18 protein-coding genes are annotated in these 16,379 nt (G+C 63.5%); 8 read left to right on the top strand and 10 right to left on the bottom strand.

All coding sequences use genetic code 11. The features are described from left to right. Positions 1-16 precede the first annotated feature (16 nt). The gene (locus tag AAFN84_RS15845; protein ID WP_347515566.1) at positions 17-2,707 is read left to right on the top strand and encodes a DUF2339 domain-containing protein; all 2,691 of its coding nucleotides are present in this window, start codon (positions 17-19) and stop codon (positions 2,705-2,707) included. On the opposite strand, the gene AAFN84_RS15840 is transcribed toward AAFN84_RS15845, so the two are convergent. The 5 genes from AAFN84_RS15840 to AAFN84_RS15820 all read right to left on the bottom strand — a co-directional run bounded on the left by AAFN84_RS15840 (position 2,708) and on the right by AAFN84_RS15820 (position 7,041). Further along, positions 2,708-3,946 (bottom strand): MFS transporter, encoded by a 1,239-nt coding sequence (locus tag AAFN84_RS15840; protein WP_347515565.1) that lies wholly within the window; start codon positions 3,944-3,946, stop codon positions 2,708-2,710. A 103-nt stretch (positions 3,947-4,049) separates the two neighbouring features. Continuing rightward, complete coding sequence (locus tag AAFN84_RS15835) at positions 4,050-4,478, bottom strand: LysM domain-containing protein (protein ID WP_347515564.1); 429 nt, start codon at positions 4,476-4,478, stop codon at positions 4,050-4,052. 107 nt (positions 4,479-4,585) lie between these two features. Next, entirely contained in the window at positions 4,586-5,467 is an 882-nt protein-coding gene (locus tag AAFN84_RS15830) for a mechanosensitive ion channel domain-containing protein (protein ID WP_347515563.1), read from the bottom strand. Between the two features lie 78 nt (positions 5,468-5,545). Then, a complete protein-coding gene (locus tag AAFN84_RS15825) occupies positions 5,546-6,163 on the bottom strand; it encodes an HD family hydrolase (protein WP_347515562.1) in 618 nt (205 codons plus the stop codon). Next, complete coding sequence (locus tag AAFN84_RS15820) at positions 6,163-7,041, bottom strand: folate-binding protein (protein WP_347515561.1); 879 nt, start codon at positions 7,039-7,041, stop codon at positions 6,163-6,165. Before AAFN84_RS15820 ends, AAFN84_RS15825 begins: the two co-directional genes overlap by 1 nt. A gap of 92 nt (positions 7,042-7,133) precedes the next feature. Between AAFN84_RS15820 and AAFN84_RS15815 the strand changes: the two genes are divergently transcribed. Continuing rightward, on the top strand, positions 7,134-8,465 hold the full coding sequence (locus tag AAFN84_RS15815; protein WP_347515560.1) for a dihydroorotase: 1,332 nt from the start codon (positions 7,134-7,136) through the stop codon (positions 8,463-8,465). A gap of 166 nt (positions 8,466-8,631) precedes the next feature. On the opposite strand, the gene AAFN84_RS15810 is transcribed toward AAFN84_RS15815, so the two are convergent. The 4 genes from AAFN84_RS15810 to AAFN84_RS15795 all read right to left on the bottom strand — a co-directional run bounded on the left by AAFN84_RS15810 (position 8,632) and on the right by AAFN84_RS15795 (position 10,759). Beyond that, positions 8,632-9,444, bottom strand: coding sequence for a hypothetical protein (locus AAFN84_RS15810; protein ID WP_347515559.1), 813 nt, complete (start codon positions 9,442-9,444; stop codon positions 8,632-8,634). An 87-nt stretch (positions 9,445-9,531) separates the two neighbouring features. Continuing rightward, positions 9,532-9,789: a hypothetical protein gene (locus AAFN84_RS15805; RefSeq protein ID WP_347515558.1), complete on the bottom strand. Its 258-nt coding sequence runs from the start codon at positions 9,787-9,789 to the stop codon at positions 9,532-9,534. A 143-nt stretch (positions 9,790-9,932) separates the two neighbouring features. Further along, the gene (locus AAFN84_RS15800) at positions 9,933-10,310 is read right to left on the bottom strand and encodes a TIGR02301 family protein (RefSeq protein ID WP_347515557.1); all 378 of its coding nucleotides are present in this window, start codon (positions 10,308-10,310) and stop codon (positions 9,933-9,935) included. 26 nt (positions 10,311-10,336) lie between these two features. Beyond that, positions 10,337-10,759, bottom strand: a complete 423-nt coding sequence (locus AAFN84_RS15795) for an NUDIX hydrolase (RefSeq protein WP_347515555.1) — start codon at positions 10,757-10,759, stop codon at positions 10,337-10,339. Between the two features lie 123 nt (positions 10,760-10,882). On the opposite strand from AAFN84_RS15795, the gene AAFN84_RS15790 reads away from it, so the two are divergent. The 3 genes from AAFN84_RS15790 (at position 10,883) to AAFN84_RS15780 (ending at position 12,905) form a co-directional block, all read left to right on the top strand. Beyond that, a complete protein-coding gene (locus AAFN84_RS15790; RefSeq protein ID WP_347515554.1) occupies positions 10,883-11,464 on the top strand; it encodes a DUF2799 domain-containing protein in 582 nt (193 codons plus the stop codon). Positions 11,465-11,469: 5 nt separating this feature from the next. Further along, complete coding sequence (locus AAFN84_RS15785) at positions 11,470-12,222, top strand: SOS response-associated peptidase (RefSeq protein WP_347515553.1); 753 nt, start codon at positions 11,470-11,472, stop codon at positions 12,220-12,222. A gap of 65 nt (positions 12,223-12,287) precedes the next feature. Next, a complete protein-coding gene (locus tag AAFN84_RS15780) occupies positions 12,288-12,905 on the top strand; it encodes a LysE/ArgO family amino acid transporter (RefSeq protein WP_347515724.1) in 618 nt (205 codons plus the stop codon). Here the strand turns inward: AAFN84_RS15780 and AAFN84_RS15775 are convergent. Beyond that, on the bottom strand, positions 12,891-13,070 hold the full coding sequence (locus AAFN84_RS15775; protein ID WP_347515552.1) for a transcriptional regulator: 180 nt from the start codon (positions 13,068-13,070) through the stop codon (positions 12,891-12,893). The two genes, AAFN84_RS15780 and AAFN84_RS15775, sit on opposite strands and share 15 nt — an antisense overlap. Before the next feature lie 378 nt (positions 13,071-13,448). Here AAFN84_RS15775 and cysS point away from each other — a divergent pair, with 378 nt between their 5' ends. The 3 genes from cysS to AAFN84_RS15760 all read left to right on the top strand — a co-directional run bounded on the left by cysS (position 13,449) and on the right by AAFN84_RS15760 (position 16,373). Beyond that, positions 13,449-15,170 carry a cysteine--tRNA ligase gene (cysS, locus tag AAFN84_RS15770; protein WP_347515551.1) on the top strand — a complete coding sequence of 574 codons (1,722 nt, stop codon included), beginning with the start codon at positions 13,449-13,451 and terminating at the stop codon, positions 15,168-15,170. A gap of 412 nt (positions 15,171-15,582) precedes the next feature. Continuing rightward, on the top strand, positions 15,583-15,993 hold the full coding sequence (locus AAFN84_RS15765) for an endonuclease domain-containing protein (protein ID WP_347515550.1): 411 nt from the start codon (positions 15,583-15,585) through the stop codon (positions 15,991-15,993). Further along, positions 15,990-16,373, top strand: a complete 384-nt coding sequence (locus AAFN84_RS15760) for a VOC family protein (protein ID WP_347515549.1) — start codon at positions 15,990-15,992, stop codon at positions 16,371-16,373. The genes AAFN84_RS15765 and AAFN84_RS15760 overlap by 4 nt, the downstream gene beginning before the upstream one ends. Positions 16,374-16,379: the final 6 nt, after the last annotated feature.

Raw genomic sequence — 16,379 nt, 5'->3', positions numbered from 1 at the left:
GGAGGGTGCAGGCGCAATGGAACTCATCGTCCTGTTCGCCCTCGTGGCGTGTGGACTGGTCTTGCGCAAGCAGCACCAGCGGATCAAGACGCTTGAACGGGACTTCAGCGCACTGAGAGCCAGTCTCCCGACCGCTTCGCTCCCGAGCGAAGTGCCGCAGACAGAGGCCGATGCCGAGCGAATTGTCGGACAGGCCGACCCGGCGGCGCATGTCTCCGATCCCGAGCCGGAGGACATCGACGAAGAGGTCGCTGCCAGCGGGCCATGGGCGCAGGCAGCGCGGGTTGGCGATGATGCGCCGGCGCAGCCGGAAGAGCCGGCAGGCGAAAGAACGGAACCGAGGCCTGCGCGCGACTTCGAGACCGCGATCGGCTCGCGCTGGGCGGTTTGGGTTGGCGGCCTGGCGCTGGCGTTGGGCGGCGTGTTCCTGGTTCGCTATTCCATCGAGGCCGGCATCTTTGGACCGCAGGTTCGCCTGGCCGGCGCGATCCTCTTTGGGCTGTTGCTCGCTGCCGCCGGCGAATTGGCGCGCCGAAGGGGTTTTCGTGCCCCCGTCGCCGGCGTGAGCGGCGCGTATGTCCCGGCGATTCTGACTGCCGCCTCTGCGTTCACGCTGTTCGCGGCCATCTATGCGGCGCACGCCATTTACGGGTTCGTCGGGCCCACGACAGGATTCATACTGCTGGCTGCGGTGGCATTGGCGACGATCGGTGCCGCGCTGATTCATGGACAGGCGCTGGCCGGGCTGGGGCTTCTCGGCTCCTATCTGACACCGGTGCTTGTCGCTTCCGAGGCGCCGAGCGCCTGGACGTTCTTCCTCTACCTCGCCATCGTTCAGGTCGCGGCCATGGCCATAGCCGCGCATCGGCGATGGCGGTTCCTGGCAGCCGCCGCCATCGTCGGGGCGGGATTGTGGAGCCTCGCTTACCTCGTCGATTCTTTCACCCTCGACCCGGCACCCGTAGCGGTGTCGCTTCTCGCCGGCCTGGCGGCGCTGGCGCTGCTTTGGCTGTCTCGACCAGGCACCGGTGAAAAATTCATCGACCCCGCATCAACCGCCGCCGGTGTTTTCGTGTTCCTGATCGCGCTGTTCCTCGCGCGCGGCGTCGCACTTTCCACGGTGAACGCCGGCCCTTGGGCCTCCGCGCTGATCATCGCCTCCCTCGTTGTGGTGGCTTGGCGCGATCGGGCATTGCCGCTGCTTCATGCGGCCGGTCTCGCGACGCTGGTCATTACCCTCTGGCCGTTGCTCGGCGGCAATGTCGATATCGACCTCCTCTATGGCGGCCTGGTGTTCGATGGAGTCTGGCTGCAACCTGGCCCGGACACCTTCCTCTCACATTCGCTGCTGCTAGCAGGCGTCTTCCTGGTCGCTGGTGTGGTGATGGCCTTGCGCAAGGCCGCAATGAGCCCGAGAACGGCTGCGCTCTGGGCCTTCTGGGCATCGCTGCTCCCGTTGCTCGTTCTCGCCACAGCCTGGCTGTCCATCGGCAATCTCGACGTGGACTGGCGCTTTGCCTGCGCGGCGTTCGTGCTCGCCGTGGTGCTGTCCGGTACGGCCGAACTGGTTGCGCGCTCCGAGCGCCCGCAGCAGGCCGGCGGCTGGGCGGTGACATTCTTCGCCGGAGGCGCAGCTCTTGCATTCTGCTTCGCCGTGATGACGGCTTTCGGTCCGCTCTTGACGACGATCCTGACGGGATTGTCGGCTGCGCTACCGGCAGCGACCACGCGGTTGCTCCGCTGGCCGGCGCTCGGCTGGATCGCGGCGGGCATCGCCGCGCTGACGCTGGCGCGCATCGCCGTCGATCCGACGGTCGTTGGCCAGGACTTCCTGACCGTGACCCCGATCCTCAATGCGCTGTCGCCGGCCTACCTGCTTCCCGCGCTAGCATGCGCCTATGCTGCCTGGCAGCTCCATCGCACCGCAGATGGTCGCGCGCGACTGGCGATGGAGGCATTCGCCGGACTGTTCGCCCTGCTTGGGGCGGCCATGCTGGTGCGCCATGCGATGAATGGCGGCGTCATCGACGCGGCGGAGCCGACACTTGCCGAGCAGGCGATCTACACGCTGATCATGATCGGCGGCGGCGCGATCCTGCTGGCGCTCGACAACCGGTCGCCGAGCCCGGTCTTCCGCTGGGGCTCCATCGGGCTCGGCGTCTTGTCGGTGCTGGCCATCGCCTCTGCGCATTTCATTGCGCTCAATCCGCTGTTCACCAACGAGTCTACCGGCACCATCCCGGTCATCAACCTGCTGCTCCTCGCCTACCTGATGCCGGCTGTCGCGATGGCCGCACTGGCCTGGCGGGCAAGGGGAAGACGGCCGCAATGGTATGTCGCCTTGCTTGCCGCGGGCGCGGCCGCGCTTGCCTTCGCCTATGTCAGCTTCTCGGTGCGGCGTGTGTTCCAGGGCGAGTTCATCGGTGCCTGGAAGGGGATGGAGGGGCTTGAAACCTACACCTACTCGGCAGTGTGGCTGGCGCTCGGCGTCGGCGTGCTCGCGGCGGGTCTGCGCTTCGATCTGCGTGTCTTGCGTCTCGGTTCCGCCGTGCTTGTCGTGGCGGCGGTGGCCAAGGTGTTCCTGTACGACATGCGCGAGCTCGAGGGCGTGCTGCGCGCCGTGTCCTTTATGGGGCTTGGCGCCGTGCTGATCGGCATCGGCATGTTCTACCAACGCATGCTGGCAGGCGCGCGCAAGGAAGCGTGATTATTCCGCCGGCTGCAGGGCGCCGCGATCGACCGGCGTCTCCTTGATCGGCCAATGCACGACAGCGGCGAACAGGCCGAGCAGCACACCCATCCACCAGACCGGATCGTAGCTGCCGAACAGGTCGTAGAGATAGCCGCCGAGCCAGACGCCGAGGAACGAGCCGATCTGGTGCGAGAAGAACACGACGCCGCCCAGCATGCCCAGATGCGCGGTGCCGAACATGATCGCGACCAGCGAGTTCGTCGGAGGCACCGTCGACAGCCACAGCAGCCCCATCAGGATCGAGAAGGTCACCACCGTTGCGGGCGTCTGCGGCACCAGCAGGAACACCGTGACCAGGACAGACCGGCCGAGATAGATCCAGACCAGGAACATCGGCTTCGAATAGCGCTGGCCGATATAGCCGGCGGCCAGCGAACCGATGATGTTGAAGAAGCCGATCAGGGCCAGCGCGATCACGGCATAGCGCGCTTCGATGCCGATATCGTCGATATAGGCTGGAAAATGCGCCGTAATGAACGCCACCTGGAACCCGCAGACGAAAAATCCCGAGATGAGCAGCGTGTAGCTGCGATGGCCGAGCGCCTCGCGCAGGGCCTCGCCGGCCGTCTGCCGGAACGTCGATTGCGGTTGGTTGCCCGAGGAGGAATTGCCGCGCAGCGGCGCTGCCAGCACCGGGATGATCAGCATCATTGCGCTCATCACCAGCAGCGTGTCGTACCAGCCATAAGTGGAAATGAGCCCTTGGCTCAGCGGGGCGAACAGGAACATGCCGGCGGAGCCGGCTGCCGTGCCGAGTCCGAAGACGAAGCTGCGGCGTTCTGCGGGAACGTTGCGGGCGAAGGCTGCGAGTACGATGCCAAAGGAGCCGGACGCCACGCCCAGGCCGACCAGCACTCCGCCGCCGACATGCAGCATCGTCGCCGACTCCGCCGTCGCCATCATGACGAGCCCGCCGGAATACATGATGCCGGACAGCGCCAGCACTCGCCAGGTGCCATACTTGTCTGCAAGCGCGCCGAAGATCGGCGTTCCCAGTCCCCAGGCGAGATTCTGGATCGCCATCGCCAGCCCGAATGTCGTTCGATCCCAGCCCTTCTCGGCCAGCATCGGGAGCTGGAAGAAGCCCATGGCCGAGCGCGGGCCGAAGGTGAGCGCGGCAATCAGGCAGCCGCAGATGATGATCAGCCAGGGAAGCGGCGATGGCGCGGTGCGGGCGGGCGCTGAATGTGACATGGCGGGCTCTCGAAGGATCGAGCACCTTACGTAGCGCAGCGCCGCGCTTCAGGGAAATGAATAGAAGCGATGTACCGTTCAATTTCGTTGAAGCTTTCGAGCCTCAGGGAAACGGCGAGGAATGGCCCGGCGGCAGCGGTATCTGGCCCGGCTTGTCGCCAAAGCCGCGCAGGATGTGTTGCTGCGGCACGGGCCGTGGCGGCGGCGCCAGGATAACCGTGGAGCCCGACGGAACGCTCGGGCTTGGCACCCGGGAGGGCATGACCTGAATCGAGGGACGGCCTATTCGTTCAAGCGGCGTCGGGAGTGCGGGCCGCGGGACGCGCACGGTCGTGCCCGGCTGCATCGCATCAGGGATCAGGCCAGGATTGTGCCCGCGCAGCGCCGGCACGTTCACCCCGCACGCCCGCGCGATGGAACTGAGCGTGTCGCCGCGTTGAATGATGATCCGGTCGGGGCAGGCGGCGTGAGCCGCCCCCGAAAATGCAACGAGTGCCGTGACGCACGACAAGAGGAGCAGATGGGTAAACATCCATCCATCCTAGCATGGTCGGACCGACCGGTGTCGACGATTGGCCGAAAAGCAATAAACGATGCGTGAAGGCCGATCGTGGCGTCGCCGGATCGGCGGAGTGATCTTCAGGCCTCGACGCCCGTATCCCCGGCCGTCGGCGCGCCGACATAACGCACTTCGCGTTGGGGGAACGGGATGCTGATGCCATTCTCCTCGAACGCGGTCTTTACCGCGCGCGTGAAATCGAACTGCGTCTGCCAGAAATCTCCGGCGCTGGTCCAATAGCGCATGTTGACGTTGACCGAGCTATCCGCCAGAGCGGCCACGAAGGCCATCGGCTCCGGCGCCTTCAGCACGCGGCTGTCGTTCGCCATCATGTCCCGCATGATCGAAAGCGCCTTGCCGATGTCGTCATTGTAACCGATGCCAACCAGGATATCGGACCGTCGCGTCGGGTTGCGCGAATAGTTGGTAACCGGCGTGTTCCAGAGCTCGCTGTTGGGCGCCAGCACATACACACCGTCGAAGGTCTTGAGTTCGGTGGCGAACAAGCCGATTTCCTCGATCGTCCCGGCCACGGATCCCGCATCGATATATTCGCCCACCCGGAACGGTCGCAGCGCCAGTAGCATGATGCCGGCCGCGATGTTCTGCAGCGTTCCCTGCAGAGCGAGGCCGATCGCCAGTCCGATCGCGCCGAGTGCGGCGATGATGCTGGCTGTCTGGACTCCGAACTGCGCCAGGACAGTGACGCCGACGAGGATCAGCAATGCGTATCGCGCCGTCTTCGAGAAGAATTTCCGCAGCGTCTCGTCAAAACCGCGAAACTGCCCAAGTCCCGCATAGACCGAGCGCTCGAGAATACCGGCAATCACGTAACCGACGATGAGCAGGATGAATGCGCCAAGGATCGAAAACGAGTAGGCGACGGCGAGCTGGCTGAGCTGCACGAGGGCTGCTTGACCGGCATCCAGCATGTCGGCGGTTCTGAGCTGTATTTCGTCCATAAATCCCCAGGCTGGTTTCAGGCAAAAGTTTGGGTGGAATGCGTGTACGGGCACAAGGTTGCCAGAAAAATCGGCTTTTCACCAATCGCGCCCGCGCGCTTCCTCTATGGCATTGAACCGCAAAACGAATTCCGCCTGGATGACACTCGCCGGCTTGGGTTCGAGCGGCAAGGCGTCGACGTTGAGTCCCCTGGGCCGGCCGAAGAATCGTTTCGCCTCTGCCTCGGAAAACCCCGCAAGCTGGGTTGCCTCGAACCATGCCGCGACCTGGTCTGCCTTCTTGATCGCCTTGTGCAGCCGCGCGGGTAGATCGGGCGGCAGCGAAAATCGAAGGTGAATGGCGCGCTGAAGCCGCTTCTCGACGTCCTTGTAGCCGCCGCCGACGACCGACTTGAAGGGCGATATCATGTCGCCAATGACATATTCCGGCGCATCATGCAGCAGGGCGGCAAGGCGCTCATCGGGCGTGCAGTCCGGCGCGGCGGCAATGAACGCTGCTTCGACCACGAGCGAATGCTGTGCCACCGAAAAGGCGTGCTCGCCGCGTGTCTGGCCGTTCCAGCGCGCCACGCGGGCAAGGCCATGGGCGATGTCGGAAATCTCCACGTCAAGCGGCGAGGGGTCCAGAAGGTCCAGCCGGCGGCCGGACAGCATGCGTTGCCAGGCCCGTGGCGCGGGAGACGCAACATCCGCCATCACGCGTCGTCCGCGCCAGCGTCCGTCTGCGGCAGCGTGTATCGCGCCCAGGAGGGGATGGAGAGCGTCACCGGTACGCCGCCGATGGTGATCGCATGCCCGCCATCGATCGCATCGCGAACCTTGTCGATGCGCATGATCGCGAGCCCGTCGGCTCCGTTGGCACTGCCGAGCGCGCCGATCGTCTTTTCGTTTGCGCGCACCTCGCTGGTACCACGCGGCAGGTCCTGCTCGCTCGTCACGATCATCACTCGCCGCCGCGCCGTGCCGCGATGCTGCATGCGCGACACCACCTCCTGTCCGACATAGCATCCCTTTCGGAATCCCACGCCATCGCTCTGGTCGAGCAGGACGTCGTGCGGAAAGGCATCGCCGGCTTCGTAGTCGCTGCCGCTTTCAGCGACGCCGTGCTGGATTTTCAGCCTGCTCCAGGCGTCCTGATCGGCATCGGTGGCGACGCCGTCGCCATAAAGCCGCGTGACGCCGAGCGACGCCGGGAAGCGCGTGTCACGGTAGCGCAGGGATCCGCTGGATGAATCATTTTGCGAGCCACCGGAATCGATGTCCCAGAAGGCATGCACAAGCAACTGATCCTGCTTGGAAATATCCGCCTTGGCTCGAAGCCGGTACAGCATCAGCCTGCGCAGGAAGTCGTCCGCCAGCTCTCGACGGCAGTCGAGCAGAAAGGCGTTGTCGCCGTCGCGCGCAATCAGGAAGTCGAACAGTATCTTGCCTTGCGGCGAAAGCAGCGCGCCCGGTTTCGCCTCGCCGGTCCCGAGCGCGTCGAGATCGGTGGTGAGTATGTTCTGAAGGAAATGCTCGGCATCCGGACCCTCGATCCTGAGGAGCGTCCGGTCGGAAAGCTGGACTGTTGGCATGGAATCGCGCCTGAACTTGCTTTTGACGTGGCCATTACGTAAGCCCCGGCAACGGCGCGGGCAAGCCCCCGGGCAAAGTCGGAGATAGCATCATGACACGCAGTTTCGACCTCATTCTCAAAGGTGGCACGGTGGTCAACCATGATGGCGCGGGCGTACGCGACGTCGGTGTCGCCGGCGGCAGGATTGCCATGCTGGGCGATCTTTCCCGGTTCGACGCCGGTGAAACGGTCGACTGCGGCGGCCTCCACATCCTGCCGGGCGTCATCGACAGCCAGGTTCATTTTCGCGAACCGGGGCTGGAGCACAAGGAAGATCTGGAAAGCGGCTCGCGCTCGGCGGTGCTGGGGGGCGTTACCGCCGTCTTCGAGATGCCGAACACCAATCCGCTGACCACCAGCGAGGCAGCACTCGCCGACAAGGTTTCTCGCGCGACTGGGCGCATGCACTGCGACTTCGCATTCTGGGTCGGCGGCACGCGTGAGAATGCCCAGCATGTCGGTGCGCTCGAGCGTCTGCCAGGCGCGGCCGGTATCAAGGTGTTCATGGGTTCCTCGACCGGCGATCTGCTGGTCGAAGACGACGAGGGCGTCTACGAAATTCTCCGCCGCACGCGCCGCCGCGCCGCGTTCCATTCCGAAGACGAGTTCCGCCTGCGCGACCGCCTCGGCGAGCGCATCGAGAACGATCCTTCGTCACATCCGGTCTGGCGCGACGAAATCGCCGCCATGCAGTGCACCGAGCGGCTGGTTCGGATCGCGCGCATGGCGCGTGCGCGCATCCACGTGCTGCATATCTCCACGGCGGAAGAGATCGACTTCCTGCAGCAGCACAAGGACGTGGCGTCCTGCGAGGCGACGCCACACCACCTGACGCTTACCGCCGAAGACTATGCCAGCCTCGGCACGCTCATCCAGATGAACCCGCCTGTGCGTGCACCACACCATCGCGACGGCATCTGGCGCGGCATCTCGCAGGGCATCGTCGACGTGCTCGGGTCCGACCACGCGCCGCATACGCTGGAGGAAAAGCAGAAGCCCTATCCCGCGTCGCCGTCCGGCATGACCGGCGTGCAGACGCTCGTGCCCATCATGCTGGATCATGTTAACGCCGGCCGGCTGTCGCTCGAGCGCTTCGTGGACTTGTCGAGCCATGGCCCCGGCCGTCTTTTCGGCATCGCGCGAAAGGGCCGCATCGCCGCTGGATACGACGCCGATTTCACCGTCGTGGACATGAAGCGCCGCGAAACCATCTCCAACGCCAAGGTCGGCTCGAAGGCCGGTTGGACACCTTATGACGGACGCGAAGTGACGGGCTGGCCGGTCGGCACGATCATTCGCGGCCAGCGTGTCATGTGGGAAGGTGACATCGCGACACCGTCGCAGGGGCAGCCGGTGCTGTTTTCAGAGGCGTTGCCGGGATAGCGAAGTTCAGGCAATCGGGAATGGGCAGTAGGCATCGGGAGTAGTTTAGGGAATGTTTCCCACTGCCCACTGCCCACTGCCCACTGCCCACTGCCCACTGCCCACTGCCCACTGCCCACTGCCCACTGCCCACTGCCCACTGCCCACTGCCCACTGCCCACTGCCCTCAATCACCAGCTACGAAGAACAACCACTCACCCTCCGGCGAGATGCCGACGCGGTAGAAAATGTAGGCCCCGAAGGCCTTCATGTCCTCGTAGTCGCCGGCGGTGACCAGCTTGAAGAGCTCGAAGCGCTGCGTGTTGCCGAGTGTTTCCAGCGGCACGGCGAAGAAATACGGCCAGACATACATTTCCCCCGGCGCGCCTTGGTCGAGATGCACGAAGCCAGCCGCCATGACCTCGTAGAGGATGGCGAGAATTTCCTGCCCTTCATCGTCGCCCGACAGCCCCCGCAGGAATTCGATAGGGTCGTCGCCGATGTTTGCGAATGAGAGCTGGGTTGCATTGTCTCCGCTTCCGACCAGTGGTCGAAGCTGCTCGATATCGCCGGTCATGCAAGCTTCCATGATCAGCGTCCGCATCCTGCGCACCGGTTCTGGCAGCGTCTCGACGTCATAGATCACCTCGGGGACCGGGATGTCGTCGTCCTGCATCGAATCGACCGGAGCGCCTTCTTCTTTTGCAGGCGTCTTCGGGATGACGACCGGATCGGGAAAGGGGACATTCATGTCCGGCTTCTCGTCCGCCGGGCCGGATTGGCTTTCCTCCGGCTGCGGTCGCATCTCGGGTGGCGGCAGGTCCTCGCGCTCGATCTCGTCGCCGAGAGTGTCTTCTTGCGGCGGTAGGGGGACCTCTTCGCGCTGGATTTCACTCAGCGCCAAAGCTGGCGATGCCGAAAGCAGACCCGTGGCGAGAACCAGGATGGCGCACAGAATGCCCAATCGGGCGGATAGGTCTTGGGGGTGCCGGTGTGTCACGTCTTGCTCCGCAGACTCAGGCGGCAGTATGGGCCAGAAATCCGAAGAGACCAAAGACGCTGGAAATGCGCCGTCCGGCGCGTCCGGTCAATGGAGCTGCAGTTCAGGGTCGAACTCGCCGGAGATGAGGCGATCGCGCATCCGTTCCACCAGCCCCAGCGCTCCGGCCTCGCCGTTGGAACGAAGCAGTTCACCCAGGACGGTCGCCAGGGCGGCCTCCGCCATGATCTCGGGCTCGATACCGGCGGCGCGGCCTTCTGCCCATGCTTCCTCATAACTTTCCACCGCCGTAAGGCGCTTTTCTTCACGCAGCAACTGATCGATGTCGCCGAGACCCTGATTCATATATTCCACCCGTGCCAATCACCAGCGGATGCCGGCTCGTTGGTTCCCTTAATGTCCCATTAAGGCTTTTAGCACGGGAAATGCGGCATGCATCGCCTCAATTGAGTGGAAGTTAACACAATCTTATGGACAACCCCGAAGCGTTAATTTCCGAAGCGCGAGGCGGTATCTCGGGTCAGCGCCTCACCCTCGCGCATGTAGCGCCGGATCGCCTCGAGCGCGGAAGGGGTACAGGAGACGTAGGTCGCTTCGAAACCGCGATAGCCGTTGTTGAAGCTCGCCACAAGGCGTTGCCGGCGGTCCTCATCCGGGTTCTCCGCCTCCAGCAGGGCCTCCATGCGCAGCCGCCAGTCCTGGCCTTCCTCGCCGCAGAGATTGCGCAGGAAGTGCAATGAGCCGAGAATTTCGGCCAACCGCAGCAACTGACCCTCGAACGGCGATTCAGCAGCGCGCGCCGGCATGCAGGCAAGTATGCCGGCTGCTAGTAGTATGGGGACGACGAGACGCTTCAGGGTACGCATGGATAGCCTTTTCGCGGAAGATCGCGTCACCCGCAAGGCGTTTCCTGAAGGCCCCCGTCGGCGATTCGGCGTGCGATTTCCAGCACCGATCCGGCCAGCGGCAGCTCTTCCATCTCGGCGACGGAAAGCCAGGCAACCGCGTCAGCATCGTCGCCCGCGACGATCTCTCCACCGTCGAATCGCGCCAGGTGGACGCTGAGGACAAATTCGATCATGCCGTCGCCCTGTTCCGACTGGAGTTCGAGGTCGACGAGATGCGAAACCGTCGAAAGCACGGCCCCGGTCTCCTCGCTCACCTCGCGGCGGACGGCCTCTTCGAGCGTTTCACCGGGCTCGACCCTGCCTCCCGGAAAGGCATAGAGGCCGAGCGCCGGCGCGCGGCCGCGCCGCACGAGCAGGAAGCGGTCGTCATGGAAGATTGCGGCGGACACCGCGCGGATTGGAGCCAATTTCGAACTGCCTGTATTTTCGGCCTTCATCGCCATGGACTTGCATCACCTTCGCGAGCCGGTCTAATCGGAACTGTCACCGACGCGATATCGGATATGGCAAGGGAGCAAGGGGCAGCCATCATGTCAAACCATCTTTCCCTCCTGCGCGCGCTCGCTTCGGCGTGCATGGGCCTCGTCATGCTCACCTCCTGCGCCACGCTGAACCAGGAAGAGTGCCTCAACGCAAACTGGTTCGAGCTCGGTCAGCAGGATGGCGCGGCCGGCCGTGCTCAGACGCATGTCAACGAACATCGCAGCGCCTGCGGTGAACACGGTCTGCCGGTGGACGAGCCGCAATGGCGGACGGGCTGGGAGCAGGGTATCCGGCTCTACTGCACTCCGGAGAACGGGCTGCAGCAGGGCCGCCAGGGCAGCTACTACGCCAATTCCTGCCCGATCGAGTTGGCGACCGGCTTCGAAGCGGCCTATTCCGTCGCCAAGGCGCTTCATGATGCGCGCATGTCGCGCGAGACGCTGCAGCGCGAACTCGATTCGCTCGAGACCTCGCTGCGCGATGCCCAGAAGCCCGAGGACCGCCAGCGCATCGAGCGTGACATCAGCGACAAGCGCGCATATCTGCGCACCGCCGAACGGCGGGTATGGGATGCCGAGGGCGATTACGATATCTATGTCTCCTCGCAAGGCTTGATGTCGAGGCGCTGAACATCGTGTGTGGCCGGTTTGCTCTGCTTCCCAATGCGGCGGTGATAGAGGACATCTTCGGCGTTCCGGTGGAAGCGTTTCCGCCGCGCTACAATATCGCCCCGACCCAGCCGATCCTCGTCATAGCGGGCGGGATGCCGCGCGAGCCCGGCTCGAACCAGCCCGATCGCATGTCGATGCTGGTGCGCTGGGGGTTCATTCCGGGCTGGGTCAAGGATGTGTCGCAGTTCCCGCTGCTGATCAACGCGCGTTCGGAGACCGCTGCGACCAAGGCATCGTTTCGCGCCGCCATGCGTCACCGCCGCGTACTCATTCCGGCGTCCGGCTTCTATGAGTGGAAGCGCACGGGACGCAAGAACGCCCAGCCTTACTGGGTGCGGCCAACGGGGGAAGGCGTGGTTGCCTTCGGTGGCCTGATGGAGACCTATGCAGAGCCGGGCGGTTCGGAGATCGACACCGCCGCTATCCTGACGACAGGTGCCAACAGCCAGATCGCGCATATCCATGACCGCATGCCCGTCGTCATCCGGCCTGAGCACTACGCGCGCTGGCTGGACTGCGTCGGCAACGAACCGCGCGACGTCGCCGATATCATGGAGCCGGTCGAACCCGGCTTCTTCGAGACGATCCCCGTCTCCGACAAGGTCAACAAGGTCGCCAACGCCGGGCCCGACATCCAGGAGCCCGTGGAAGTGCTTCAGGAAGAGCCTCAGCCGGACGACGCCCAAAAGCCGGACGACCAGCTCACGCTGTTCTGATCAGGCCATGTCATTCGCCGTGCTGGCCCATTGCCAGCCGGTCTGGACCCATGCATGGCAGCGACATGGTGATGTCGCATGCTCCAGCATTCTTGTCCGGCTTCTTTCTCGGCCTGTCGCTGATCGTGGCGATCGGCGCGCAGAACGCGTTCATCCTGCGTCAGGGCCTGCTGCGCCAGCACGTATTCGTGTTGTGTTTCATCTGCGCCTTGTCGGATGCGGTGCTCATCGCCGCCGGCGTCGCCGGCCTCGGCACCCTGATCGCGACCTCACCCAGGCTGATCGCCATCGTCACGATCGGCGGGGCCGCGTTTCTCTTTACCTATGCGGTGATCGCGTTTCGCCGCGCACTCAACCCGCAGGCGATGGTTGCGGCCAACACGGGTGAAGGGTCGCTGCGCGCAGCGATCGCAGCCTGCCTCGCCTTCACCTTCCTCAACCCGCATGTCTATCTTGACACGGTCGTGTTGCTCGGCTCGTTGTCCGCCCAGTTCGAGGGTGCAGGACGCCTGGCCTACGGTGTTGGCGCCTGCATCGGATCCTTCGTCTGGTTCTTTGCCCTTGGCTACGGGGCGAGGCTGCTGCAGCCGGTCTTCGCCAGGCCATCGGCGTGGCGCGTACTCGACGTGCTCATCGGCCTCGTCATGGCCGCGATCGGCGTCAGCCTGCTAGGCAGCCTTTGACGGCCTCGCATCTTCTTCCGTGTCACGCTTCTGCTGTGCGCAAACCAATGCGGCAAGCAGCGCCGCCGAGCCGATTTCGCCGTAATGCGCGGTCAGCGCTGCATATTGTTCGCGGCGCGCTCGCTCGTATTCGGCCTGAAGGGCGGGATGGGCTGTGCGTTGCATTGTCTTCCCCATGTGCGTCCGGACCGAACCATGCGGACCGGATCGCGTGTTGAACATGCCCTCAGAGATGGTGGCCGAATTTGCCGAAAAGGTGTCGCATGCGGGGCTTTTCAGTGAGTTCGCCGGCTTCTTTCCGTTACATGTTTAATAGAATCTTATTTGTCCGCCCGCTGTTGCCTTTCGGTCACGAAGGCCCGGCGGCAACAGACGCGCATCGGCCTTGACGCGGTCCTCTGCGGGCGCGATAAAGCGGCGATGAAAACGCCTTTCGCCATTACCGGCATCTGCATTATCGGCTAGCGCATTCGCTGGTCCGGCCGTTTTCGCTCATCAGACAGATACGAGAAAACGCCCCGGCCAGCAGGCCAGGGAGAGTTCATGTCTGAGACGGTGGATCAGCTTCGGTTCTACAACACGCTGACGCGGACGAAGGAGGCTTTTACGCCCATCGATCCGCACAACGTGCGCATGTATGTCTGTGGCCCGACCGTCTACGACTTCGCCCATATCGGCAATGCGCGCCCGGTCATCGTCTTCGACGTGCTCTATCGGCTGCTGCGCCATGTCTACGGCGAGAAGCACGTCACCTATGCGCGCAACATCACCGACGTCGACGACAAGATCAACGCGCGGGCCCTGCGCGATTACGGCGCCGGTATTTCGGCGGGAACGCTGTCCCTCAACGAGGCGATCCGCAAGGTCACGGAAAAGACTGCCAGCCAGTTCCATGCCGACGTGAAGGCGCTCGGTTGCCTTGAACCCACCTTCGAGCCGCGCGCGACCGAGCATATCGGCGGCATGGTCGCGATGGCACAGTCACTGATCGACAGGGGCAACGCCTATGTCGCCACCGGCGCTGAAGGTCGCGAGGTGCTGTTCGATACGTCGTCGATGCCCGACTACGGCAAGCTCTCGAACCGCAGGCTGGACGAGCAGCAGGCCGGCGCGCGTATCGAGGTCAAGGAATACAAGAAGAACCCGGGCGATTTCGTGCTGTGGAAGGAAAGCGCCTCCGACCAGCCCGGTTGGGCGGCGCATTTTCATTTCGAAGGGCAGGGGGTCGACATCTTCGGCCGGCCCGGCTGGCACATCGAATGCTCGGTCATGAGCCGCCACCATCTGGGCGAGGTGTTCGACATTCACGGTGGCGGGCTCGACCTGATCTTCCCGCACCACGAAAACGAACTCGCCCAGTCCTGCTGCGCCCACGGCACGGACGTGATGGCCAATGTCTGGATGCACAACGGCTTCCTGCAGGTCGAAGGCCGCAAGATGTCGAAGTCGGAAGGCAACTTCGTCACCATCAACGAATTGCTGTCGACGGAAAAGTTCGGCGGCCGCAAATGGCCCGGCGAGGTGCTGCGCCTCGCGATGCTGATGACGCATTATCGCGAGCCGATCGATTTTTCGGTGCGGAAGCTGGAGGAAGCGTCAGGCAAGCTCCAGAAGTGGAAGCAGTTCGCAGCGGACCGGACGACGTCCCCCAAATCCATTGAAGTCTCCGAGCGCTTCTTTCAGCTGCTCGGCGATGACCTCAATACCGTTGAGGCGTTCTCCTATCTCGATTCCTTGGTTAACAATAAGAAGCCTAGGGAGAGTGATCATTTTGCGGTAGCAGAAATTATTGAAAAGATAGGTTTCTCAGCGCCGCGTAGTAGTTTTTCTGATGCTTCAGAATCTGTGAAAAATGTAATTGATGTATTAAGTGGAAAAACTGTCGGAAATATTGAGAATATTGTAAATTCGGCTGTATTGAGACCTTTGTTGAAGAGCGGTCAATTGCGTCCGCACGCAAGGACACTAGCAGCCATAATCGCCCTTCAAGATTGGGCCAACAGATTTGTCCCAGAGAACCTTGGTCGAGCTCCTGAATTTGATCGTGAAGTACAAAGAGTGAAATCTTTGATCGCGCCCGTAAGCGATGCGGAGGAAGACCATCTGCGCGCCCGGATCGACGCGCGCCTCGCCTTCATCCGCGACAAGAACTGGGCCGAGGCCGACCGCATCCGCGACGAGCTCCTGGCGCAGGGGGTGCAACTGAAGGACGGCAAGGACCCGCAGACCGGGGACCGCGTGACGACGTGGGAGGTGGTGCGGTGAGGACGTTTTCTTCACCGATGTTGGCGGGACAGCGCCCCCCTCTGTCCTGCCGGACATCTCCCCCACGAGGGGGGAGATCAGCCTTCAGGTCTGTTGTCGCTTATCGTGTAAGGCTGGCGATTGATGCCATCATCGACACATCCAATCTCCGCCCTCGGGGCGAAGTGGCGAGGGTATTTTCATTACCAGAGCTGGCGGGACAGCGCCCCCCTCTGTCCTGCCGGACATCTCCCCCACGAGGGGGGAGATCAGCCTTCAGGTCTGTTGCCGCTTACCCTGCAATGCTGGTGATTGATGCCGTCATCGACACAGCCAATTTCCCCCCTCGTGGGGGAGATGGCCGGCAGGCCAGAGGGGGGCAACGTAGAGAACCGTCCTCCGATCACTCCTTTCTCAAAGCTGGAGAGTGACCGTGCCGCACACGCCCCTCCCTCCAAAGAACAGATCACGCGCGAAGTCCATGCGTCGAGCGATGACCGATGCTGAACTCAAACTTTGGAATGAGATTCGCGCGCATCGGCTGATGGGGCTGGGGTTCAGGCGGCAGTTCCCCATCGGGGGCTTCATCGTCGACTTTGCATGTCCGGACAAACGGCTGATTGTCGAACTCGATGGCAGCCAGCATGCCGAGGACGCAGGAGCGAGATATGATGCCCAGCGTTCGGAAACCTTTCGACGCGGCGGCTGGACCGTCCTGCGCTTCTGGAACGACGACGTGCTGCGCGAGATCGACGATGTCTGCCAGCACATCGTCATCACCGCCGGCTTGACGACCGACCATCACGCCCGCACAGCCACCACCCGACAGGAGCCCCGTCCATGATCGACCACACCGGCATACCCGTTTCCAACTGGGACCGCTCCAAGGCGTTCTATGATGCGGCGCTCGAACCGCTGGGCATCAGCATGATCAACGTGGTTCCGGAGCATCTCACCGGCGGCATTAAGGTTGGCGGCTATGGGCGCACGACGCCGCATTTCTGGTTGAATGAGAGCGGCGAGACCGGGCCGGGCCGCCACTACGCCTTCAGGGCGACGACGCGGGCGGAGGTCGACGCATTCCATGCGGCCGGACTGGCGGCAGGTGGTCGCGACAATGGCGCGCCGGGACTGCGCCCGCACTATCACGAGAATTACTACGGCGCCTTCGTGCTCGACCCCGACGGGAACAATGTCGAGGCGGTCTGCCACGCGCCGGAATGAGTTGGA

The organism is Mesorhizobium sp. CAU 1741, from assembly GCF_039839275.1.
Classification (GTDB): domain Bacteria; phylum Pseudomonadota; class Alphaproteobacteria; order Rhizobiales; family Rhizobiaceae; genus Aerobium.
Note: the sequence above shows the minus strand (reverse complement) of the source record. Positions and strands in the feature narration are given on the sequence as shown.

Bases quoted from the DNA above. Each gene is read 5' to 3' on its own strand.
- AAFN84_RS15845 (WP_347515566.1), top strand. From the start codon at position 17: ATGGAACTCATCGTCCTGTTCGCCCTCGTGGCGTGTGGACTGGTCTTG.
- AAFN84_RS15840 (WP_347515565.1), bottom strand. From the start codon at position 3,946: ATGTCACATTCAGCGCCCGCCCGCACCGCGCCATCGCCGCTTCCCTGG.
- AAFN84_RS15835 (WP_347515564.1), bottom strand. From the start codon at position 4,478: ATGTTTACCCATCTGCTCCTCTTGTCGTGCGTCACGGCACTCGTTGCA.
- AAFN84_RS15830 (WP_347515563.1), bottom strand. From the start codon at position 5,467: ATGGACGAAATACAGCTCAGAACCGCCGACATGCTGGATGCCGGTCAA.
- AAFN84_RS15825 (WP_347515562.1), bottom strand. From the start codon at position 6,163: ATGGCGGATGTTGCGTCTCCCGCGCCACGGGCCTGGCAACGCATGCTG.
- AAFN84_RS15820 (WP_347515561.1), bottom strand. From the start codon at position 7,041: ATGCCAACAGTCCAGCTTTCCGACCGGACGCTCCTCAGGATCGAGGGT.
- AAFN84_RS15815 (WP_347515560.1), top strand. From the start codon at position 7,134: ATGACACGCAGTTTCGACCTCATTCTCAAAGGTGGCACGGTGGTCAAC.
- AAFN84_RS15805 (WP_347515558.1), bottom strand. From the start codon at position 9,789: ATGAATCAGGGTCTCGGCGACATCGATCAGTTGCTGCGTGAAGAAAAG.
- AAFN84_RS15800 (WP_347515557.1), bottom strand. From the start codon at position 10,310: ATGCGTACCCTGAAGCGTCTCGTCGTCCCCATACTACTAGCAGCCGGC.
- AAFN84_RS15790 (WP_347515554.1), top strand. From the start codon at position 10,883: ATGTCAAACCATCTTTCCCTCCTGCGCGCGCTCGCTTCGGCGTGCATG.
- AAFN84_RS15780 (WP_347515724.1), top strand. From the start codon at position 12,288: ATGGTGATGTCGCATGCTCCAGCATTCTTGTCCGGCTTCTTTCTCGGC.
- AAFN84_RS15775 (WP_347515552.1), bottom strand. From the start codon at position 13,070: ATGCAACGCACAGCCCATCCCGCCCTTCAGGCCGAATACGAGCGAGCG.
- cysS (WP_347515551.1), top strand. From the start codon at position 13,449: ATGTCTGAGACGGTGGATCAGCTTCGGTTCTACAACACGCTGACGCGG.
- AAFN84_RS15760 (WP_347515549.1), top strand. From the start codon at position 15,990: ATGATCGACCACACCGGCATACCCGTTTCCAACTGGGACCGCTCCAAG.